Here is a 16,231-nt window from a genome sequence, read left to right on the forward strand (position 1 = left end):
TAGCGAACATTTTCAAAAATGTCCATTACGATGCATGAAATAATGTATGGGCTTTTTCGAGATATTGCTCCATTAAGCGTTCTGATGCTAATTCATGCAATTCCGGATACGCTTCAAAAAATGCTTCTTTCGACTCGACATACGTATCCGTCATTCCAAGATCGTTCGTCCATTCAAATGTGATCGTTTCTAAGTTTTGGACGAGTAAAAAGAACACCGCGGCATTGTATGCGAACGCCCGCTCCGGTTTCCAACGATTGTAGGCCTCTTGTTGTTCTTTAGACGTAATCGGAGGAGCTTCGTAACATAATGTAATGCTCGTCTCTGTTAACGCCATCTGTTTGAAATAATCGGACCCTGGAGTTAAATGAACGATTGCCCCCATCGCTGAGTTATCGCCGACGTAACTTGCATAATACGGTTTTAGTTGTTCGAATTCGGTTGGCGCACTCGATTGGCAACCCGCCACGCTTAAAAGAAGGGCGAGTAACCCTATTTTTAACGGCTTTCCGAAAGAAGTCTCCCATCCTCAAGGAGTGTGAAGGTGCGAATAGCACCAATGAGTAGGTGGGAGATGAATTTCGGTTGGCTTTAGCTAAAGGCTTTGGTAGAATCAGTCTTATATAGAATAAAGGATTGATATATCAATGAAATTAGATAGTAATAATCATTCAGTGTTCTTACTGCATTATCATCTTGTACTGGTTGTAAAATACCGTAGACGAGTGTTATATCTGATTTTGCAAAAAATATGTTCGCTGAGATCGGAAGCAAATACAATATTTCTTTAGTGGAATGGAATCATGATAAAGATCATATCCACATCTTGTTCAAAGCACATCCTAACTCTGAGCTATCAAAATTCATCAATGCCTATAAGAGTGCAAGTTCTCGATTGATCAAAAGAGACTTTCCACATATCAGAAAAAAACTATGGAAAGAAATGTTTTGGTCAAGAAGTTTCTGCCTACTTACAACGGGCGGTGCTCCAATAGATACCATCAAAAAATATATTGAAAATCAAGGTCAAAAGTGAGGTGAAATGATATGACCAAACAAAACAAAGCTTATAAATATCGTTTATTGCCAGATAGAGAACAAAGAATATTTTTAGCTAAAACTTTCGGTTGCGTTCGCTTTGTCTATAATAAGATGCTGGAAGAACGTAAAGAAATGTACGAGAAATTCAAAGACGACAAAGAACAGCTTAAAGAACAAAAGTTCCCGACACCAGCAAAGTATAAAGATGAATTTCCATTCCTAAAAGAAGTGGATTCTTTAGCTTTAGCAAACGCACAGATCCATTTGCAAAATGCTTATAAGAACTTTTTTGAAGGTCGTGCGGAGTTTCCTAAATTCAAAAGCAAGAAAAAGAAACAATCTTACACAACCAACATGGTTAATAGCAATATTAAGCTAGAAAATGGTCATATCAAACTGCCAAAAATCAAAAAGCCAATAAAAATAAAACAGCATAGAGAAATACCTGCTGATCATAAAATCAAATCTTGTACGATTTCTAAAACAAAGACAGGCAAATACTATATTTCTATTTTGACAGAATACGAGAAAGATATTCAGTCAATAAAAATCCAGAAAGTTGTTGGCTTAGATTTTGCTATGGATGGTCTATATGTTGAGAGTGAACGGGGTGAGAAAGCCAATTATCCACGTTACTATCGGCAAGCTTTAGACAAATTAGCGAAAGCACAACGAATTCTTTCTCGAAGGAAGAAAGGTTCTGCACGATGGGAAAAGCAACGTCTAAAAGTAGCAAAGCTGTATGAAAAGACAGCGAATCAACGCAGAAATTTTCTTCATCATAAGTCAAAAGAATTAGCAACAAACTATGATGCCGTGATTATTGAGGATTTAGACATGAAAGGTATGTCTCAAGCCCTCAATTTTGGAAAAAGCGTTCATGATAACGGCTGGGGTATGTTCACGAATTTTTTAGAATACAAGCTAAAAGAACAAGGGAAGCAGCTTGTGAAAATTGATAAGTGGTTTCCTTCTACTAAGAAATGTTCATGTTGCGGCAAGGAAAAAGAAATCCCATTATCTGAACGTGTATATAAATGTTCTTGCGGCTTTGTATTAGATCGTGATCACAATTCAGCAATCAATGTTAAAAATGAGGGATTACGCTTATTGGCATAAAGAATAATAACTTTCGGAACGAGAGGGTTAGCTCGGTAAAATTTTCTGTCATTAGACGGGATTTACCCGAGAAGCCCCCACTTCAATCAAACCGTAAGGTTGATAAGTGGAGGGTAGTTCACATAGTTCATACGATCTCTCCTTTACTTGTAAGTATACGTGAAAAAATAGACGAAAATCTGAAGAATTTCTGAAGATTGTTTAAGATTTTTCACATTTTTCGAAATTTAAGGTAGCATTAAGGTTCACTTTACCTTTCGACAATCTTTTCCATGTATACTAAAAGAAATAAAGGGGGGAATTAGCGATGCATATTGTTTTATTGACATCTTGTATTTTAATCATTCAATATATTTTGTTGCGACAACCTTCTAAACTTTGGGGAACGGTATTGCCTATCTTTTTATTTATGGCGCTCATCGTTCATTGTGTCAATGTCGCTTTTTATAACCCTGGGGAAACGTTAAAAATCATTTTACTCAGCATCGTATTTTATGCATTTTTTATTACGATGTGCAAAGAAGTGCGCGCACAATATAAAGAAGAACGAAAAAAGGCAACCGCATCTTAAGACAGGTTGTCTTTTTGCATTTGAAAGAAGTCGCTTTTTCCGATAGAATAGTAACGTTTGATACTCTTAAAGAAAAAGAGGCGTATAAAATGAAACAATTTTTTAATTTGCAGGCGATGAAGACCGATGTGAAAACGGAAGTCATCGCAGGTTTAACAACGTTTGTGACGATGGCGTACATCATTATCGTCAACCCATTCATCTTATCGGATGCAGGGGTACCTTTTGATCAAGTGTTTATCGCAACAATCGCATCAGCGGTCGTCGGAACTTTAATTATGGCATTGTTTGCGAATTATCCGATTGCGATCGCACCAGGGATGGGCATGAACGCATATTTTGCGAGCGTTGTCGCTACACAAGGTGTCAGTTACCAAACGGTGCTTGGAACGGTATTTTTCGCAAGTATTTTATTCGTATTGCTCGCGTTTACGAAGTTTCGTGAGTTGCTCATTGAATCGATTCCGGAACCGTTAAAAGTTGGCATTACGGCGGGTATCGGATTATTCGTTGCCTTTTTAGGACTTCGTATGTCAGGGATTGTCGTACCGGCAGAAGGTACGTTTGTTGCATTCGGAGATGTGACCGCTCCTGAAACAGCTCTCGCCGTATTTGGCATTATCGTAACACTCATTCTCGTCGCACGAAAAGTGCACGGCGGACTGTTTCTCGGGATGTTTATTACGGCGATTTTAGCGTATTTCCTCGATATGTTGCACATTGAGAAAATCGCTTCCTTACCACCCGCTCCCGTCTTTTTCGATTTTGATTTAGGCGGAGTGTTTACACACGGTTTATATGCCGTCGTCTTCGCATTTTTACTCGTGACGATTTTTGACACGACGGGAACGATGATCGGCGTAGCGGAACAAGCAGGCTTAATGAAAAATGGCACATTGCCGAGAGCGAATGTCGCATTAACAGCAGATGCGGTCGCTTCTACAGTCGGTGCTTCTCTCGGGTCGACACCGTCTAGTGCGTATGTCGAATCTTCTGCGGGTGTCGCAGCAGGTGGACGAACAGGATTAACGTCCCTCGTCGTCGCTGTATTATTTTTAGTCGCTCTATTTTTCTCACCGCTCGTTCAAGCGATTTCAAGCGTTCCAGCCATTACAGCACCTGCACTCATTATCGTCGGAAGCTATATGATGAACGGCTTAGCGAAAGTGAAATGGGATACATTTGACGAAGCATTTCCGACATTTGCGGTCATTTTAACGATGCCGCTTACGTCGAGCATTGCGACAGGGATTGCGATGGGCTTCATCATGTATCCATTATTGAAATTTGTATCAGGTAAAGGAAAAGAAGTTCACCCGATCATCGTCGTCTTCGGCATATTGTTTACAATTCAACTCATTTTCTTCCCGATGCATTAGGAGGAGACCGATGCCGATTTATTGGACGATTCAAACGGAACAAAAGTGGACACTCGCTTTACAAAAAGGAGTATTGATCGGGGAACGAGGCGCAGTATGGCCGGAGTTCCTCGCTCCGTATAACTGGATGAAAGAGCAAATCTACCGTCGCCTTTCTTTACCGATGACCGAAGAACAACAGCCGGTTTGGCTATGGACAGAACGGCCTGACCTTAGAAGGAGCGGCCATTTAGAAAGAGGAACACGCGGCGTGTTGCTGAAAGTCGAATTAGAAGCGAATAAGATTTTGTTTTCCGATTTTCAAGCTTGGCACATCGTTTTAATGAATGATTTTCTACAAGAAAGTGTAGATGCGCGTGAACATGTGACGACATGGACGGAATGTGAGAAACGACGAAGCTGGGAGCGCATTTTTGACTTCGACTGGCTCAGGAATCATCCCGATTGGGGAGAGCCTACCGTACAAGGCGTCACACCTTATATCGCGACTGCCGATGTCATGCATGTGCAACCATTTACAGCGAAATAAAATCCTTCCTTTCTTTACGTATGATAGGTAGAGAAAGGAAGGATTTTTTATGTTTAAAATTCAAAAGTTTCATCCCATTGATGAATCGTATGACGTTCTTTTTCAAATAGTTTTTCCAAATAAATCATCGTCGTTTCAATCTTTTCATGTCCGAGCGAGCGCATAATGTCGTAGATGTCCGCACCATTTTGTTTCGAAATAATAGCGAAGGCGTGACGGAATACGTGAGGGGTGACGATGACGTCTTGCGGTAAGTAAGAATCCGGCACTCGGCTCAGTTCTTTTTTGACGTATTGCGCAAAATAAGAAGGCGTATATGCAGAGCCGCGAGATGTCGTAAAGAGCGGGGCAGTCTCCTCATCTGACGCATGACGTGTTTCTCGAAATAGTTGAATCGCTCGCAGTGTGTCGGGGCGGAGCGGAATCATCCGACGTTTATTCCCTTTTCCGATGACGTGTAAGTAATGGCCTCCTCGGATGCGGTCTTCTTTTAACTGTTCGACCGTCAACGAACAAAATTCTTCATTTCGCAAGCCAGTCGTCGTTAAAATTTGAATGATCGCAAACATGATCGGATGTTGCTGTTGTTTGAAGTAGGTGAGGAGGCGCTTTACGTCATACACTCCGAGATCGCGGTTCGGACGTTCGTCTTTTTGAACGGTGGCGATTCGTAAACCGTCGCCAATCGGTCGTGTGATGTAATCACTCTCATATAAAAAACGGAAAAACGCCGATAAAATACTCGTTTTTCGCTCTAATGTCGCTGAAGAATAAGCCCCGCGCTGCAATACGTACGGACTGTCCGTTGCGAGCCATTGTTGGTAGCGACGAATGTGACGTTTATCGAGCGACTTCCAAAGCGATTGTTGCTCCCACGTCACGTCGAGTCCAATCTCTTCTCCGTACTGCAATAAATAAGTGATCAGTTGTTTCAGTTCGAGTTCATACTCTCGAATCGTCCGTGCTGAACGGTCATGAGCGCGGTTTAAATGTTTCGGCGCATATAAAAACCAATGGACCATTTCCAAATCATTAAAATGGTGAAAAGCATCCATTCCTTGCCGTTCCGCTTCATCGTATTTGCGTTCAAGCATGCGCATCGTCTCGGGGTCTCGTTTGACGATTGATCCGATCGGTTGTTGAACGAGTTCCATCTAGCATCCTCCTGCTGTTGCATTATGTCTTCTCTCTTATGGTTCGGATGAAATCTTCCAGATATTCCCATCCATTCTCTCAGTGAAAACTTAGCATTGTCTCTTATCGTTAGTGTACCATAAGAGAAGTTTATCCGACTTCATGGAACTTTTCTCCAAATGCATCGTATACGTATGAATGACTGAAATAGGAGATGGAAGGGAGTCTCCTTGAAAATTTTCGTCATAAGCAAAACGAAAAAATTCGGAGAGGAAGAGATGGATGGAATGGTTATCAAAAGGGGCATTGCTGTTTAGTTTGATTATCGTCATTTTGACCGTGTATGTGATTTTTCGCAAGCAAAGTAAACAATGGAAGACGAAACAACAAGTAACGAGAACTGGAGAGGTAACCGCTGCTCGTGTTGTAAAGTACGAACCGACCGGCTTGTCAAAACGATATTTAGATGAAATGATCGTTCACGTACTCGTACTTTATGAAGGGCAATGGATTCCATCTTCGTATACAGGATTTTTTTCGTTTTCGGACCGGCAAGATGAAGCGTGGATTCCGGTTTGGTTCGATCCATATGCGCCGAAGCATGTGCATCCTGCCGAACAAAACGAAGAAAATGAAGCGATTGTCGAGAATAGTCGCATCGACTATGAGTGTGCGCATTTATCGCCATTAGAGCGCACAAAGTGGGAAGCGCATCACGAACCCTCGACCGCCCTCATTCAATCGATTCGTTTGCACGGAGATCAAACGTTATCTCCGCATGAACACCAACTCGCAACGATCACATTGTTGATTCAAAATGCAGATGGAGAAGTGACGCGTGACATTATGTTGACGGGAGAAGAATATGACAAAATGACAGCACCGTACTACGTCGCTCTCGTTCATTATTGTCCAGAAGCACCAGAAATTTTTACATTTCCTATTGAATTTCAATAGACGAGTCGCTCGATGTGTCATAAACACCGGGCGATTTTTATCGTTTCGCAACTTTTATTTGAAATGCGGCGTCCTAGCCGTGTGAAAGGAAGTGACAAAACGTGAAACGTTATGACACATTAGACATTATGCGAGGACTTGCGCTATTTGGGATTTTGCTTATTAACATACCTGCTTATGAAACGTTGTTTGTCACGTCAGACGAAGCGGTAATGTTTCCAGAAACGACGACATTAGACATTTGGATTTCTATCATCATTGAGAAAAAATTCTTCTCGATTTTCTCCTTTTTATTCGGGGTTGGCTTTTTCATATTTGCTTCACGCGCTGAACAAAAAGGGCGTGCGCCGTTATCGTTATTCTCCAAGCGCTTACTCTTTTTACTCTTATTCGGGATTTTCCATTTCTTTTTATTTTTTGGGTCGATTTTACCGATTTATGCTGTTATCGGTTTCTTCTTACTTCCTTTTTACCGGAGGTCTACGAAGACGATTGCGAGTTGGATCATCGTTTTACTCGCCTTTCAATCGCTCGGACTCATTTTCCAACTATGGTTCCCATCCATTAACGGCTGGGTCGTCGGAGATATGCTCGTCATTTTCATCATGTTTTTAACAGGGTTATATGTAGGGAAGAAAGGATGGTTAGAGCCGACAGAAAAAATGCAGCGCTTATGGACACGAGTCGTCCTCATCTTACTTCCTGTCGCTCTGCTCGGTGGTGTATTGACGTACAGTGCCGCTTCAACAGAAAATGGATTGAGTCATCTCGTTGCTTTATTTGCGATTCCGACAGCATATGCGTACATCGCGTTATTCTTTTTACTTTTTAACGATGCAACGCGCGCAAAACGTTGGACGCCGATCGGAGCGGTCGGTAAAATGGCATTTACGAACTATTTTATGCAAAATTTACTCGGTGTCGCGCTGATTAAACTTTTCCAACTTCAGACGGTCACTTCCCGAGAAGCACTCTGGTTAGCCGTCATCATTTACGTAATCGAAGTCATTTGGAGTGTACTTTACTTCAAAAAATTCCGCATCGGGCCACTCGAATGGATATGGCGAAAATTCACATACGGTTTCAGATCGAATGCGTACGGTTCTTACCGTTAACATTTTAAACACAGTATCTTTTAAGATATTGTGTTTTTTATTATATTTATTTAATATATATGTATTTTTTGATTAAATAATTTACCTAAACAAATGTACCCTTTGTTTAGGTATGGTATACTATTTAAAATAAATCATATGATTATTATTGAATACTTAAAATATGTGTATTTTAAAAGGATGATACAATTGAAAAACTGGGTAACTGTGCAAGAAGCGGCCGAACAGATTGGGTTATCAAAACCGACGATTTATAAGTATGTGAGAGAAGGGAAGTTAGAAGACATTCCCGATCCACACCGATTATTTGGAGAAAAACGAATTACACAACAATCTGTGCAACAATTAATAGAGGAACGAAGCGCATCCATTAAAAAAGGAAAAACACCGCATGAATTAGCGAAACAGTTCAACATACCTCCCCACTTCGTTTATGAAGCGATACGTGAACTGCAATTACAACCACGAAAAAGAAAACAAGGAAAACGCGATTTGTACGACTTGTCTATAACAGAATGCGAACAAATTACACAACATATTGAGAGCATCGGAGCGGAGCCTTTGTTTTATGATTCGACGCACGATGTCGCACTGTATCAAAAGATGGAAGTGAGCGAGGGGCAAACGTTACGTGTCGTATGGCATGAAGAGAAAAAAGAGTGGGGCGCTTATATGCATGGGTCCATTTGGATGCCTTTGCAATCGAATTGGAAACCATATTATCCGATTCATCGTGAAGTGATGCGTGCAGCGGACACTATTACGTTCATGTTATCGATGCAGCAGTCCGATACGTGGGAAACGATTGATTGGATTTATACAAACTTCGGTGTCGAAAATTGTAAAGTAAGTAGAAATCTCGATACATTAACCGTTCATATTAAAACGGGTGTCGTCACATTGCGTGAAACAGCAAATCATTCAATCATCGGAGCGCTACAGGACGGACTGCAATCTGGGCAGTTTATGATTGAAGAGGACGTGTGGCACGCAAAAGGAACGAAGCGACAAACGAGTTTATTGCTTGATGAAGCGATGATTGAAGAAGTGAAAACTCGTGCACGTCAAAATGGTGAAACGATGAACGAATGGATTGAGCGAGCAATCGCAAAACAATTAAGTTGACGGTAATTATATTATGTTAACTTAATAAAAATAAAATAAAAACAGTTCCTCTTAAGTCGAGTAGAACTGTTTTTATTATGTCATCTTTTTACGATGATGCTTGTTCCTCAATTAAACGATCGATGCGAGCATGCGCCTCTTCGATAGAAGCTTCTTGTGTAATGGAGCGGTCGGACAACAAGCGGAATTTAGAACGGACTTCCCGACGGAAATCATTATGACGTTCTTCTTCCCACCACGCTTTCGTGACCATCTCTTCACGAATAGAAGCGACTTCTTCCATCGTAATATCGATTTTACGATGAAGTTCCTCGTATTGCGCCGCCATTTCTTCACGTAATGAACCAATTTCTTGATGCATTTCTTCACGCAATGAGCCCATCTCAGTGCGTAATGAACTAACTTCTTGATGCATTTCATTACGTAATGTACCAATCTCTTGATGCATTTCTTCACGTAATGAGCCCATTTCAGTTCGTAATGAACCCACTTCCTGGTGCATCTCTTCACGTAACGAACCAATTTCTCGATTCATATCCTTGCGTAACAAACCGATTTCTTTTTGCATATCGATCATCACAGCCATCAATTGTTCCAACGTTACAGCAGACATGCTTTCACCCCTTTCCGTACTATAAATAGTATACATAATTTTACACTATTTAAAGGGATTTTGTCGAATATTGATTATTAGTCTGTCAAATTGAGCTATTTCTTGTTTTTCACATAAGCCATAAATAATTGAATGACGATAAAGCATAAAAACAAACTGTTCGCGACACTTAAAATAATATGATCTCCAAATGGTGTGAACATACGGAAAACCGTTAATGCTAAAATTCCGAATATAAATAATGGAATCGGCAGCTCTTCATTTAAAGGTTTAGAGCGAGGAGTACGCATTAATAACAACAATAAAACAATCATCGTCACAAATAAAACGACATCAAAAATAGCAAAGACATTTTGCATATTACTTTTCCTTTCTCGGTTTCATATTGAGTAAAAAGAGGACGAGGGCACCTGTTAAAAAGACGATGTTTAGCGCTTGTAGTATGAATGTTCCTTTATAAGGACTTAGCCATTCAAATCCGATCACAATCGCATATAAAAAGAGCCAAACGTACATAAATTTCGTCATCCAATCGTGCTGGAACGTATCTTTTGAACTCACTAATAAATAAATGAAAAGTCCAACAATCGTTACGTCTATTAAAATTCCGATTTCGCCTCACCCTTTCTCGATATCCCTCTCTTAGTGTAACAAATTTCGCTCGAAAAAGAGGCTTTTTTACGAAAATGCATCTCCATCTCCTGTATACTACTCAAAGAAAGGAGGTATTGGAATGAATGCGAGTTTAATATTAGAAGGGGGCACATTTCGCTCCATCTACACAGCAGGCATTTTAGATACTTTTTTAGCACATGATATTCGATTTCCGTATACGGTCGGCATTTCAGCCGGGGCGCTAGCGGCTTGTTCTTTCGCTTCTCGTCAACCTGAGCGAACGTTGCGCGTCTTTCGAAATTACCGCCACGATACGCGTTACATGGGCTGGCGGAACTTCTTAAAGGAACGAAGCTATTTCGGTCTCGACTTTGCCTACAATTACATTCCAAACGTAGCAGATCCATTCGATTGGGAAGCGTTCTATACATATGAAGGAGAATTAGAGTTCGGATTAACTCATGCAGAGACAGGGGACATTCATTATGCGAATGCATTGGAGATGAACCGGACATGTGATATGTTGCAAGCGACGTGCGCCATTCCGCTCGTTTTCCCTGAAATTCAAGTGCAGAATGAAGGGTACTTCGATGGAGGATTAGCCGATCCAATTCCGTTGCAGCGCGCGATAGACAAAGGATTCCATCAACATGTCATCATTTTAACGCGGCCAAAAGGGTACCGAAAAACGTTTGATCGACAAGCGAAATTCGGAACGTACATGTTACGTAAAAAGTATCCGAACATTGCTGAGTTGCTGATGATTCGCGCGGAGCGTTACAATGCGACAATAGAGCGAATCGAACAGTTAGAACGATCAGGAGAAGCGGTCGTCTTCCGTCCAGAATATGCGCTCAACAGCTTCGAAAAAGACGCTGGCCAAATGAACAAAACGTATCAAATGGGCCGAGCGCACGGAGAAGCTAAAATAAACACTTTATTTACGTGAAGAAGGTAAGCGGTGACGTTGTTTCATTTGACGACGTTTCACCGCTTTTTTCTTTTCATGATTGCGATAAATAAACCATTCCACAATACTATAAATGAATAATAAAACGATAAATACGATACGACTCACAGCATACCCGTAAGTGATCCGAATCGTTTCACTTTGTCCAAGCCCAATCAAAACTGCGAAAGCGAGGATCAGCAGAAGAAAAGGAATCCCACGTTTTCCTTTAAACGAAGGAAAAGCAGAGCGAATATAAAGATAAACACTTACTAAAACGATCCATAAAAACAAGTCATACACGAAAGACATGCGAAAACTCCTTTCATAACGTGAACATAGTATAACATATGCGACAAAATCCATTTTTCTTTTAAAAATACAAGTTAAAGTATTTTTATTCTCAAATTATCATTTTTCCCGAGGGTGAGACTTTCATTTATTGTATAGACTTGTATAAAAAATAAAATCAAATAAAGAGTTAGTAATCTATCATATATTTTCGTCTGAACAGACTGTCAATTCCTATGATTCTTGCTCATGTTACATTAAACGTAAAGTAATCGGACAAAGAAGAATGGTTCTTTTTGGTGTATATGAAAAGAGAATCTACCAATAAACAAGTTCTTTATCAGCTATGCTTTTCTTAATTTGATATAATATGGTTGTTATACTTATGAGAAGAAAAAGGAAGGGTGGGGAGAGTTATCAAACAACTACCTTATAAATCAAAGAAAACACCAGAAGAGTTGGTGAAACATATTTTAAAACCGAATGGTGTAAAGTTTGAAATAGTTAAAGAAGAAGATGCGATCCCTTATCTAAAAGATTTAAACTATTATTATAAATTTACATGTTACCGAAAGAACTTTTGGAAGGATAAAAAGAAGAAATATAAAGATTTAGATTTTGGTTATTTGGTTCATCTTTCTGATTTAGATAAAGAGCTGCGACATATTTTGCTTACAATGATCTTAGAAATTGAACACAATATAAAAACTCAAATTTTGCGTCATATTTCATATAACCCTAAAGTGGATGGATATGAGATTGTGCATGATTATATATCTTCTTATAACGCAAAGTATAGTAAAAAATCTCCTTTTCTAAAAAAGATTTCGATTGAAAACTTTATCAAAAGAGGAAGGAGTGCGAGCAGTGCAGGACATGGTATTTACAATAAAGTAAAAGAGAACAATAACTACATAGCGATTTGGCAACTTATTGAATTCATGGAGTTCCGAGAGCTACAATATTTCTTTGAATATTACTTTACACGCTTCCAAGAAAAATATATCGACGTGCCACCTTATGTTAGTTTAATGGTTAGTAGTCGCTATATTAGAAATGCGGCAGCACATAATAATCCTTTGCTTATCAATTTATCCGCTTATCCTAGTGATGCAATTAAGAAAAATGGTATTAATAAACGGTATTTAAACTCTTTATTACAAGATCATTTCAGAAGAGGAAAGATTGCAAAACCAATTCAATTCACGCACCGATTTAAAGATATAGCATCTACTTTTAAACTCTATAAAATATTGCGAGAAGATGCTAATGCATCTAACGATCCGATGATTGGGGCATTAGATGCTCTTTTTAAAAAAATAAAAACAGATTCATTATTTCCAACTACTAATAATGATGTTGCTTTCTTCTTCACAAATCTCCAAAAAATTTACGATGATATTTATAAGAAGAATTAAGGCTGTACACTCTATGTAAATAACTCTATATAGAGTGTTTTTTGATTCTCAAAATTTGGCTGTGATTTTCCATATATTCATGATAAAATATCTCGAAATCTAAAATTTCCTCTTCATATTTGAAAGTTTTTTCTCAAAAAAGCCATTAAAACATTTGACAATGTTTTATCTATCCGTTAAAATTTATTGCATAGAAAGAATGGTTCGACCATTCGCAAGAAGCGGGCTATACGTCAGCTTTTTGTTGATTTTACTTTATAAAAGTGCAGAGTTTTTATGGTGAAAGATTATACATTGCCATGAAAAACTCTGCACTTTTATGTTTTTAAAAATTTTTCATTATTTTTTCCTAGCACATTATGGATATGTAGCGGTACACCGTCAAAATATCGTCAGCCGAGAAGCAGGTGGAGTATATTTTTACAAATCGAAGTGGCACTAGCAGAAATGATCGCTATTTTATAAACATTAAAATGATTATAAAAGCAAGGTGTTAGTGGAGTAGTGATGATCACATATTAAAAACAATGAGATTAGAATTCCATATTTTTATTTTAGTTTACATAATATAACTTATAGGAAGTTATATCTCATATATAAGTATACAAGTAATATTGAGATAAAATCAAAATTTCATGAGATATGTTGTATTTTTTTCGTCCATTGCCAAATGGCTTGCGCTAAAAGATTTTCTAAATGATTCATCCATTCATCTAACCGATCATGTTTTTCATATTCCATGGTGTTTAACTCATTTTGCAATGTTCGTTGCAACTCGAAAACTTTCCGCAACAATTCATTAAACGCTTGCTCTGTATGATTTCGTTTAAACTGCCGTAACGTCTCATGTAATCGACCATCCCGCTTCAACGGATGATTCCCTTGAAAGTACGCTTTTAGCTCTTCTGTATCGATCCGCTCTCCAAATTGACAAACAAATTGCGTATGCAGCGCATATAAGTAAAAATTGACGAGCGCTTTCGCATCTTTCTCTTTCTGAATGCAATCCATTGATTTCGTAAGCATCCCGAGCGTACTATATAGCAAGTTTTTGCGGTTTTCATACAAAATAAACGGGACTGACGCATCCAATTCATCGTAAAACGATTGAAATTCTTTCGTACAACGCACTTCTTTCGCCCAAAGAAACGATGAATTGCTCATATTTGGCTTTTTAATCCACTGCATCATGTTGCGCACATCGACTTCCAACCGATCGATTTTTGCCTCTTCGTCGATGGTTTGAGTTGTCTTACAAATATTGCCGAGCATCACATGTCGGAGTGATGAAGGGAGTACAAAGTGAAGTTCGTCTCGATCGGACGACTCCGTTTCTAAAGAATAGTTGATAGAACCGACCGTAAAGCACATAACGCCCCGCTTCTCTTCTGCCATCCGACTTCCTCCTTTCGATATTTCCTGTTATTTCAAAGAATATGGTAAAATGAAGTGAATCGACTAATAAAAGAGTGAGGAGACACAGTATGAGTGAAACGACAAGCTTTTCAAACAAATTGAAACGTTGGACGATCATCATTTTATCCGTAGTATTACTCGTCCTTCTTCTTGTGCTCGTCTTGAACTTTAAAAATTTATCGTTTTTCGGTAAATCCGTTCAAGAGAAGTTTACAGGAATTGAAACGACACTTCAAACGTACGATGATGACGGGCAAGCATTGGACAAAATGGTCGGCAAATCTGTAGCGATCGATGCCGATAAACAGTTTTCATTATACAATGAAGATGGAGATGAAATTAAAAAATCTCAAGTGTTAAAAATTACAGTCGGTGGCCACGAAGCGATTCACGTTGGCTCTAGCTTAATCGCTTACGAAAAGGGACTCGATAATATTTTAGACGAATATAGTGAGACGATTACAATTGATAACACAAATCGTACGGTACCCTTTGTGAATAAATTCGTCAACGACATGAAAAATCGTTTCCAAGGGATGGATAAAGTCGTGCTAATCCGTTCGCAAAGCGGGAAACCGATTGCGACATTCGCGGGGAATAAAGTTGTTTTTAAAGAGACTGAAATCGAAAAATCGACCGCTCTTTTAATCGATGGAAAACTACTCTTTATTTACCGCAGCGACTATAGCATTTACGACCGCGCCCTGCTGGAACAATAAAAAACACCCCCCTGATCTCCGTGATCGAGGGGATGTTTTTTTAATCAAATTGCAAATTTTTTCGTTTCGTTTGAAGCCAGAAAAACGTCGTGAGAGATACGCTGACGAGCGCAAAGATGACCGCCATCCATTGTAAGCCAATCCAGTCGAGTAAAGCACCAGACGATAATAAGACGACTTGGAACATGACACGCTCTAACATGTTACGGAAAGCGAAAAAGCGCCCGTGGTAAGCTCTTGGCATTTGCTGCTGGAACACGAGCATCGCCGTCGGAAAGAAACAACCGAGTGAAAAGCCGAGCAAAGCAAATGCGAGCAAAACGAGTGGCACATTCGTCGGAACATATAAAAACAGCTCTGCTAAGCCGACGATCCACGCGAACGTAAACAAGATTGTCTTCGTTCGAACGTGCAACGTAATGCGCTTAATGACGATGGTCCCAATCATGAAGGAGATTCCTTCAATCGCATAGACGATTCCTTTAATAGACGTAGAATCTTGAATTTGACTTAATTGAATGACAATCAAGTTAAAGGACCCTAAAAAGAGTAAGGGGATGAGCGTCATAATGAGCGTCATCGTCACTTGTGGGAATTCCCGTAAAATCGGGAACACTTCTTTGAATCCCCCGCTCTTATCCCCTTTCGCCCGCTTCGGAATAACCGCTTCTTCCACGATGAGCATCGACGTCGTCACGAGTAAGAAAATATACGCGAAAAACGACATCCAATAAAGAGCGCTTAATGAAATTTGAATGAGTAACAGTCCTGCCAGCGCCGTTCCTAATACGCGAGCAATTGTCGCGACGTTCATATGCCATCCGTTCATCACAAGCAATTGATGTTCATCGACAATGAGCGGAATCGTCGCTTGTAACGCGGGAAAATAAAAACTAGACGCGATTTGAATACTAATGACGAAGCCGATCATCCAAGCGATCGAATCTTGCTGAATCGCCACGAACATAAAGAGCACGCTCATGAGACGCCCAATTCCCGCTCCTATGAGCACTTTCTTTTTACTCGTTCGATCAATCACCTTCCCCGCAAAAGGTCCAATGAGCACCCCTGCAAGCAGCCCTGTCGATAAAATTAAAGCTTTTTGGAAGTCGGAAGGCACTTTCTCCTGCATAAACTCCAAATTCCCGATAATCCCCATCCATAACCCAATTCCTGCAATTAACTCCCCAATTAAAATAATCCATACATTTCGATTACGCCACATAAGTCCATTCCTCTA

General features: G+C 39.6%; 18 protein-coding genes and 1 pseudogene. 11 read left to right on the forward strand and 8 right to left on the reverse strand.

From position 1 onward, the window contains the following. Positions 1-25 precede the first annotated feature (25 nt). The gene (locus tag IRY55_RS03980) at positions 26-469 is read right to left on the reverse strand and encodes a DUF4825 domain-containing protein (RefSeq protein ID WP_194561951.1); all 444 of its coding nucleotides are present in this window, start codon (positions 467-469) and stop codon (positions 26-28) included. 178 nt (positions 470-647) lie between these two features. On the opposite strand from IRY55_RS03980, the pseudogene tnpA reads away from it, so the two are divergent. From tnpA to IRY55_RS04005, 5 genes and pseudogenes are all read left to right on the forward strand, one after another. Continuing rightward, positions 648-1,036: pseudogene (tnpA, locus tag IRY55_RS03985) on the forward strand (IS200/IS605 family transposase). An 11-nt stretch (positions 1,037-1,047) separates the two neighbouring features. Then, entirely contained in the window at positions 1,048-2,160 is a 1,113-nt protein-coding gene (locus IRY55_RS03990; RefSeq protein WP_194561952.1) for an RNA-guided endonuclease InsQ/TnpB family protein, read from the forward strand. A gap of 307 nt (positions 2,161-2,467) precedes the next feature. Then, the gene (locus IRY55_RS03995) at positions 2,468-2,731 is read left to right on the forward strand and encodes a hypothetical protein (protein WP_194561953.1); all 264 of its coding nucleotides are present in this window, start codon (positions 2,468-2,470) and stop codon (positions 2,729-2,731) included. An 89-nt stretch (positions 2,732-2,820) separates the two neighbouring features. Continuing rightward, positions 2,821-4,110, forward strand: a complete 1,290-nt coding sequence (locus tag IRY55_RS04000) for an NCS2 family permease (protein ID WP_194561954.1) — start codon at positions 2,821-2,823, stop codon at positions 4,108-4,110. A 10-nt stretch (positions 4,111-4,120) separates the two neighbouring features. Then, positions 4,121-4,639, forward strand: a complete 519-nt coding sequence (locus tag IRY55_RS04005; protein ID WP_194561955.1) for a DUF3841 domain-containing protein — start codon at positions 4,121-4,123, stop codon at positions 4,637-4,639. A gap of 53 nt (positions 4,640-4,692) precedes the next feature. On the opposite strand, the gene IRY55_RS04010 is transcribed toward IRY55_RS04005, so the two are convergent. Further along, positions 4,693-5,793 (reverse strand): tyrosine-type recombinase/integrase, encoded by a 1,101-nt coding sequence (locus IRY55_RS04010; RefSeq protein ID WP_194561956.1) that lies wholly within the window; start codon positions 5,791-5,793, stop codon positions 4,693-4,695. A gap of 262 nt (positions 5,794-6,055) precedes the next feature. Between IRY55_RS04010 and IRY55_RS04015 the strand changes: the two genes are divergently transcribed. The 3 genes from IRY55_RS04015 to IRY55_RS04025 all read left to right on the forward strand — a co-directional run bounded on the left by IRY55_RS04015 (position 6,056) and on the right by IRY55_RS04025 (position 8,970). Then, positions 6,056-6,730 (forward strand): hypothetical protein, encoded by a 675-nt coding sequence (locus tag IRY55_RS04015; protein ID WP_194561957.1) that lies wholly within the window; start codon positions 6,056-6,058, stop codon positions 6,728-6,730. A 101-nt stretch (positions 6,731-6,831) separates the two neighbouring features. Further along, on the forward strand, positions 6,832-7,845 hold the full coding sequence (locus IRY55_RS13585; RefSeq protein ID WP_194561958.1) for a DUF418 domain-containing protein: 1,014 nt from the start codon (positions 6,832-6,834) through the stop codon (positions 7,843-7,845). A gap of 189 nt (positions 7,846-8,034) precedes the next feature. Next, positions 8,035-8,970: a helix-turn-helix domain-containing protein gene (locus IRY55_RS04025; RefSeq protein ID WP_194561959.1), complete on the forward strand. Its 936-nt coding sequence runs from the start codon at positions 8,035-8,037 to the stop codon at positions 8,968-8,970. A gap of 88 nt (positions 8,971-9,058) precedes the next feature. Here the strand turns inward: IRY55_RS04025 and IRY55_RS04030 are convergent, their stop codons facing one another. The 3 genes from IRY55_RS04030 to IRY55_RS04040 all read right to left on the reverse strand — a co-directional run bounded on the left by IRY55_RS04030 (position 9,059) and on the right by IRY55_RS04040 (position 10,099). Beyond that, the gene (locus IRY55_RS04030) at positions 9,059-9,583 is read right to left on the reverse strand and encodes a GumC domain-containing protein (RefSeq protein ID WP_194561960.1); all 525 of its coding nucleotides are present in this window, start codon (positions 9,581-9,583) and stop codon (positions 9,059-9,061) included. A 95-nt stretch (positions 9,584-9,678) separates the two neighbouring features. Continuing rightward, the gene (locus IRY55_RS04035; protein ID WP_194561961.1) at positions 9,679-9,942 is read right to left on the reverse strand and encodes a hypothetical protein; all 264 of its coding nucleotides are present in this window, start codon (positions 9,940-9,942) and stop codon (positions 9,679-9,681) included. A 1-nt stretch (position 9,943) separates the two neighbouring features. Further along, positions 9,944-10,099 carry a hypothetical protein gene (locus IRY55_RS04040; protein ID WP_194561962.1) on the reverse strand — a complete coding sequence of 52 codons (156 nt, stop codon included), beginning with the start codon at positions 10,097-10,099 and terminating at the stop codon, positions 9,944-9,946. A gap of 217 nt (positions 10,100-10,316) precedes the next feature. On the opposite strand from IRY55_RS04040, the gene IRY55_RS04045 reads away from it, so the two are divergent. After that, entirely contained in the window at positions 10,317-11,147 is an 831-nt protein-coding gene (locus IRY55_RS04045) for a patatin-like phospholipase family protein (RefSeq protein WP_194561963.1), read from the forward strand. On the opposite strand, the gene IRY55_RS04050 is transcribed toward IRY55_RS04045, so the two are convergent. Beyond that, complete coding sequence (locus tag IRY55_RS04050) at positions 11,136-11,459, reverse strand: hypothetical protein (protein WP_194561964.1); 324 nt, start codon at positions 11,457-11,459, stop codon at positions 11,136-11,138. The genes IRY55_RS04045 and IRY55_RS04050 overlap by 12 nt on opposite strands. A 383-nt stretch (positions 11,460-11,842) precedes the next feature. On the opposite strand from IRY55_RS04050, the gene IRY55_RS04055 reads away from it, so the two are divergent. Beyond that, a complete protein-coding gene (locus IRY55_RS04055; RefSeq protein ID WP_194561965.1) occupies positions 11,843-12,856 on the forward strand; it encodes an Abi family protein in 1,014 nt (337 codons plus the stop codon). A 633-nt stretch (positions 12,857-13,489) separates the two neighbouring features. Here the strand turns inward: IRY55_RS04055 and IRY55_RS04060 are convergent. Further along, positions 13,490-14,251 carry a hypothetical protein gene (locus IRY55_RS04060; RefSeq protein WP_194561966.1) on the reverse strand — a complete coding sequence of 254 codons (762 nt, stop codon included), beginning with the start codon at positions 14,249-14,251 and terminating at the stop codon, positions 13,490-13,492. An 89-nt stretch (positions 14,252-14,340) separates the two neighbouring features. Between IRY55_RS04060 and IRY55_RS04065 the strand changes: the two genes are divergently transcribed. Continuing rightward, positions 14,341-14,991, forward strand: a complete 651-nt coding sequence (locus IRY55_RS04065) for a DUF5052 family protein (protein WP_194561967.1) — start codon at positions 14,341-14,343, stop codon at positions 14,989-14,991. Positions 14,992-15,031: 40 nt separating this feature from the next. Here IRY55_RS04065 and IRY55_RS04070 read toward each other — a convergent pair whose 3' ends face one another. Continuing rightward, positions 15,032-16,216 (reverse strand): MFS transporter, encoded by a 1,185-nt coding sequence (locus IRY55_RS04070; RefSeq protein ID WP_194561968.1) that lies wholly within the window; start codon positions 16,214-16,216, stop codon positions 15,032-15,034. Positions 16,217-16,231 lie beyond the last annotated feature (15 nt).

It is taken from the genome of Savagea serpentis (assembly GCF_015351395.1).
Classification (GTDB): domain Bacteria; phylum Bacillota; class Bacilli; order Bacillales_A; family Planococcaceae; genus Savagea; species Savagea serpentis.

Bases quoted from the DNA above. Each gene is read 5' to 3' on its own strand.
- IRY55_RS03990 (WP_194561952.1), top strand. From the start codon at position 1,048: ATGACCAAACAAAACAAAGCTTATAAATATCGTTTATTGCCAGATAGA.
- IRY55_RS03995 (WP_194561953.1), top strand. From the start codon at position 2,468: ATGCATATTGTTTTATTGACATCTTGTATTTTAATCATTCAATATATT.
- IRY55_RS04000 (WP_194561954.1), top strand. From the start codon at position 2,821: ATGAAACAATTTTTTAATTTGCAGGCGATGAAGACCGATGTGAAAACG.
- IRY55_RS04005 (WP_194561955.1), top strand. From the start codon at position 4,121: ATGCCGATTTATTGGACGATTCAAACGGAACAAAAGTGGACACTCGCT.
- IRY55_RS04010 (WP_194561956.1), bottom strand. From the start codon at position 5,793: ATGGAACTCGTTCAACAACCGATCGGATCAATCGTCAAACGAGACCCC.
- IRY55_RS04015 (WP_194561957.1), top strand. From the start codon at position 6,056: ATGGAATGGTTATCAAAAGGGGCATTGCTGTTTAGTTTGATTATCGTC.
- IRY55_RS04030 (WP_194561960.1), bottom strand. From the start codon at position 9,583: ATGTCTGCTGTAACGTTGGAACAATTGATGGCTGTGATGATCGATATG.
- IRY55_RS04035 (WP_194561961.1), bottom strand. From the start codon at position 9,942: ATGCAAAATGTCTTTGCTATTTTTGATGTCGTTTTATTTGTGACGATG.
- IRY55_RS04040 (WP_194561962.1), bottom strand. From the start codon at position 10,099: ATGTACGTTTGGCTCTTTTTATATGCGATTGTGATCGGATTTGAATGG.
- IRY55_RS04045 (WP_194561963.1), top strand. From the start codon at position 10,317: ATGAATGCGAGTTTAATATTAGAAGGGGGCACATTTCGCTCCATCTAC.
- IRY55_RS04050 (WP_194561964.1), bottom strand. From the start codon at position 11,459: ATGTCTTTCGTGTATGACTTGTTTTTATGGATCGTTTTAGTAAGTGTT.
- IRY55_RS04060 (WP_194561966.1), bottom strand. From the start codon at position 14,251: ATGGCAGAAGAGAAGCGGGGCGTTATGTGCTTTACGGTCGGTTCTATC.
- IRY55_RS04065 (WP_194561967.1), top strand. From the start codon at position 14,341: ATGAGTGAAACGACAAGCTTTTCAAACAAATTGAAACGTTGGACGATC.
- IRY55_RS04070 (WP_194561968.1), bottom strand. From the start codon at position 16,216: ATGTGGCGTAATCGAAATGTATGGATTATTTTAATTGGGGAGTTAATT.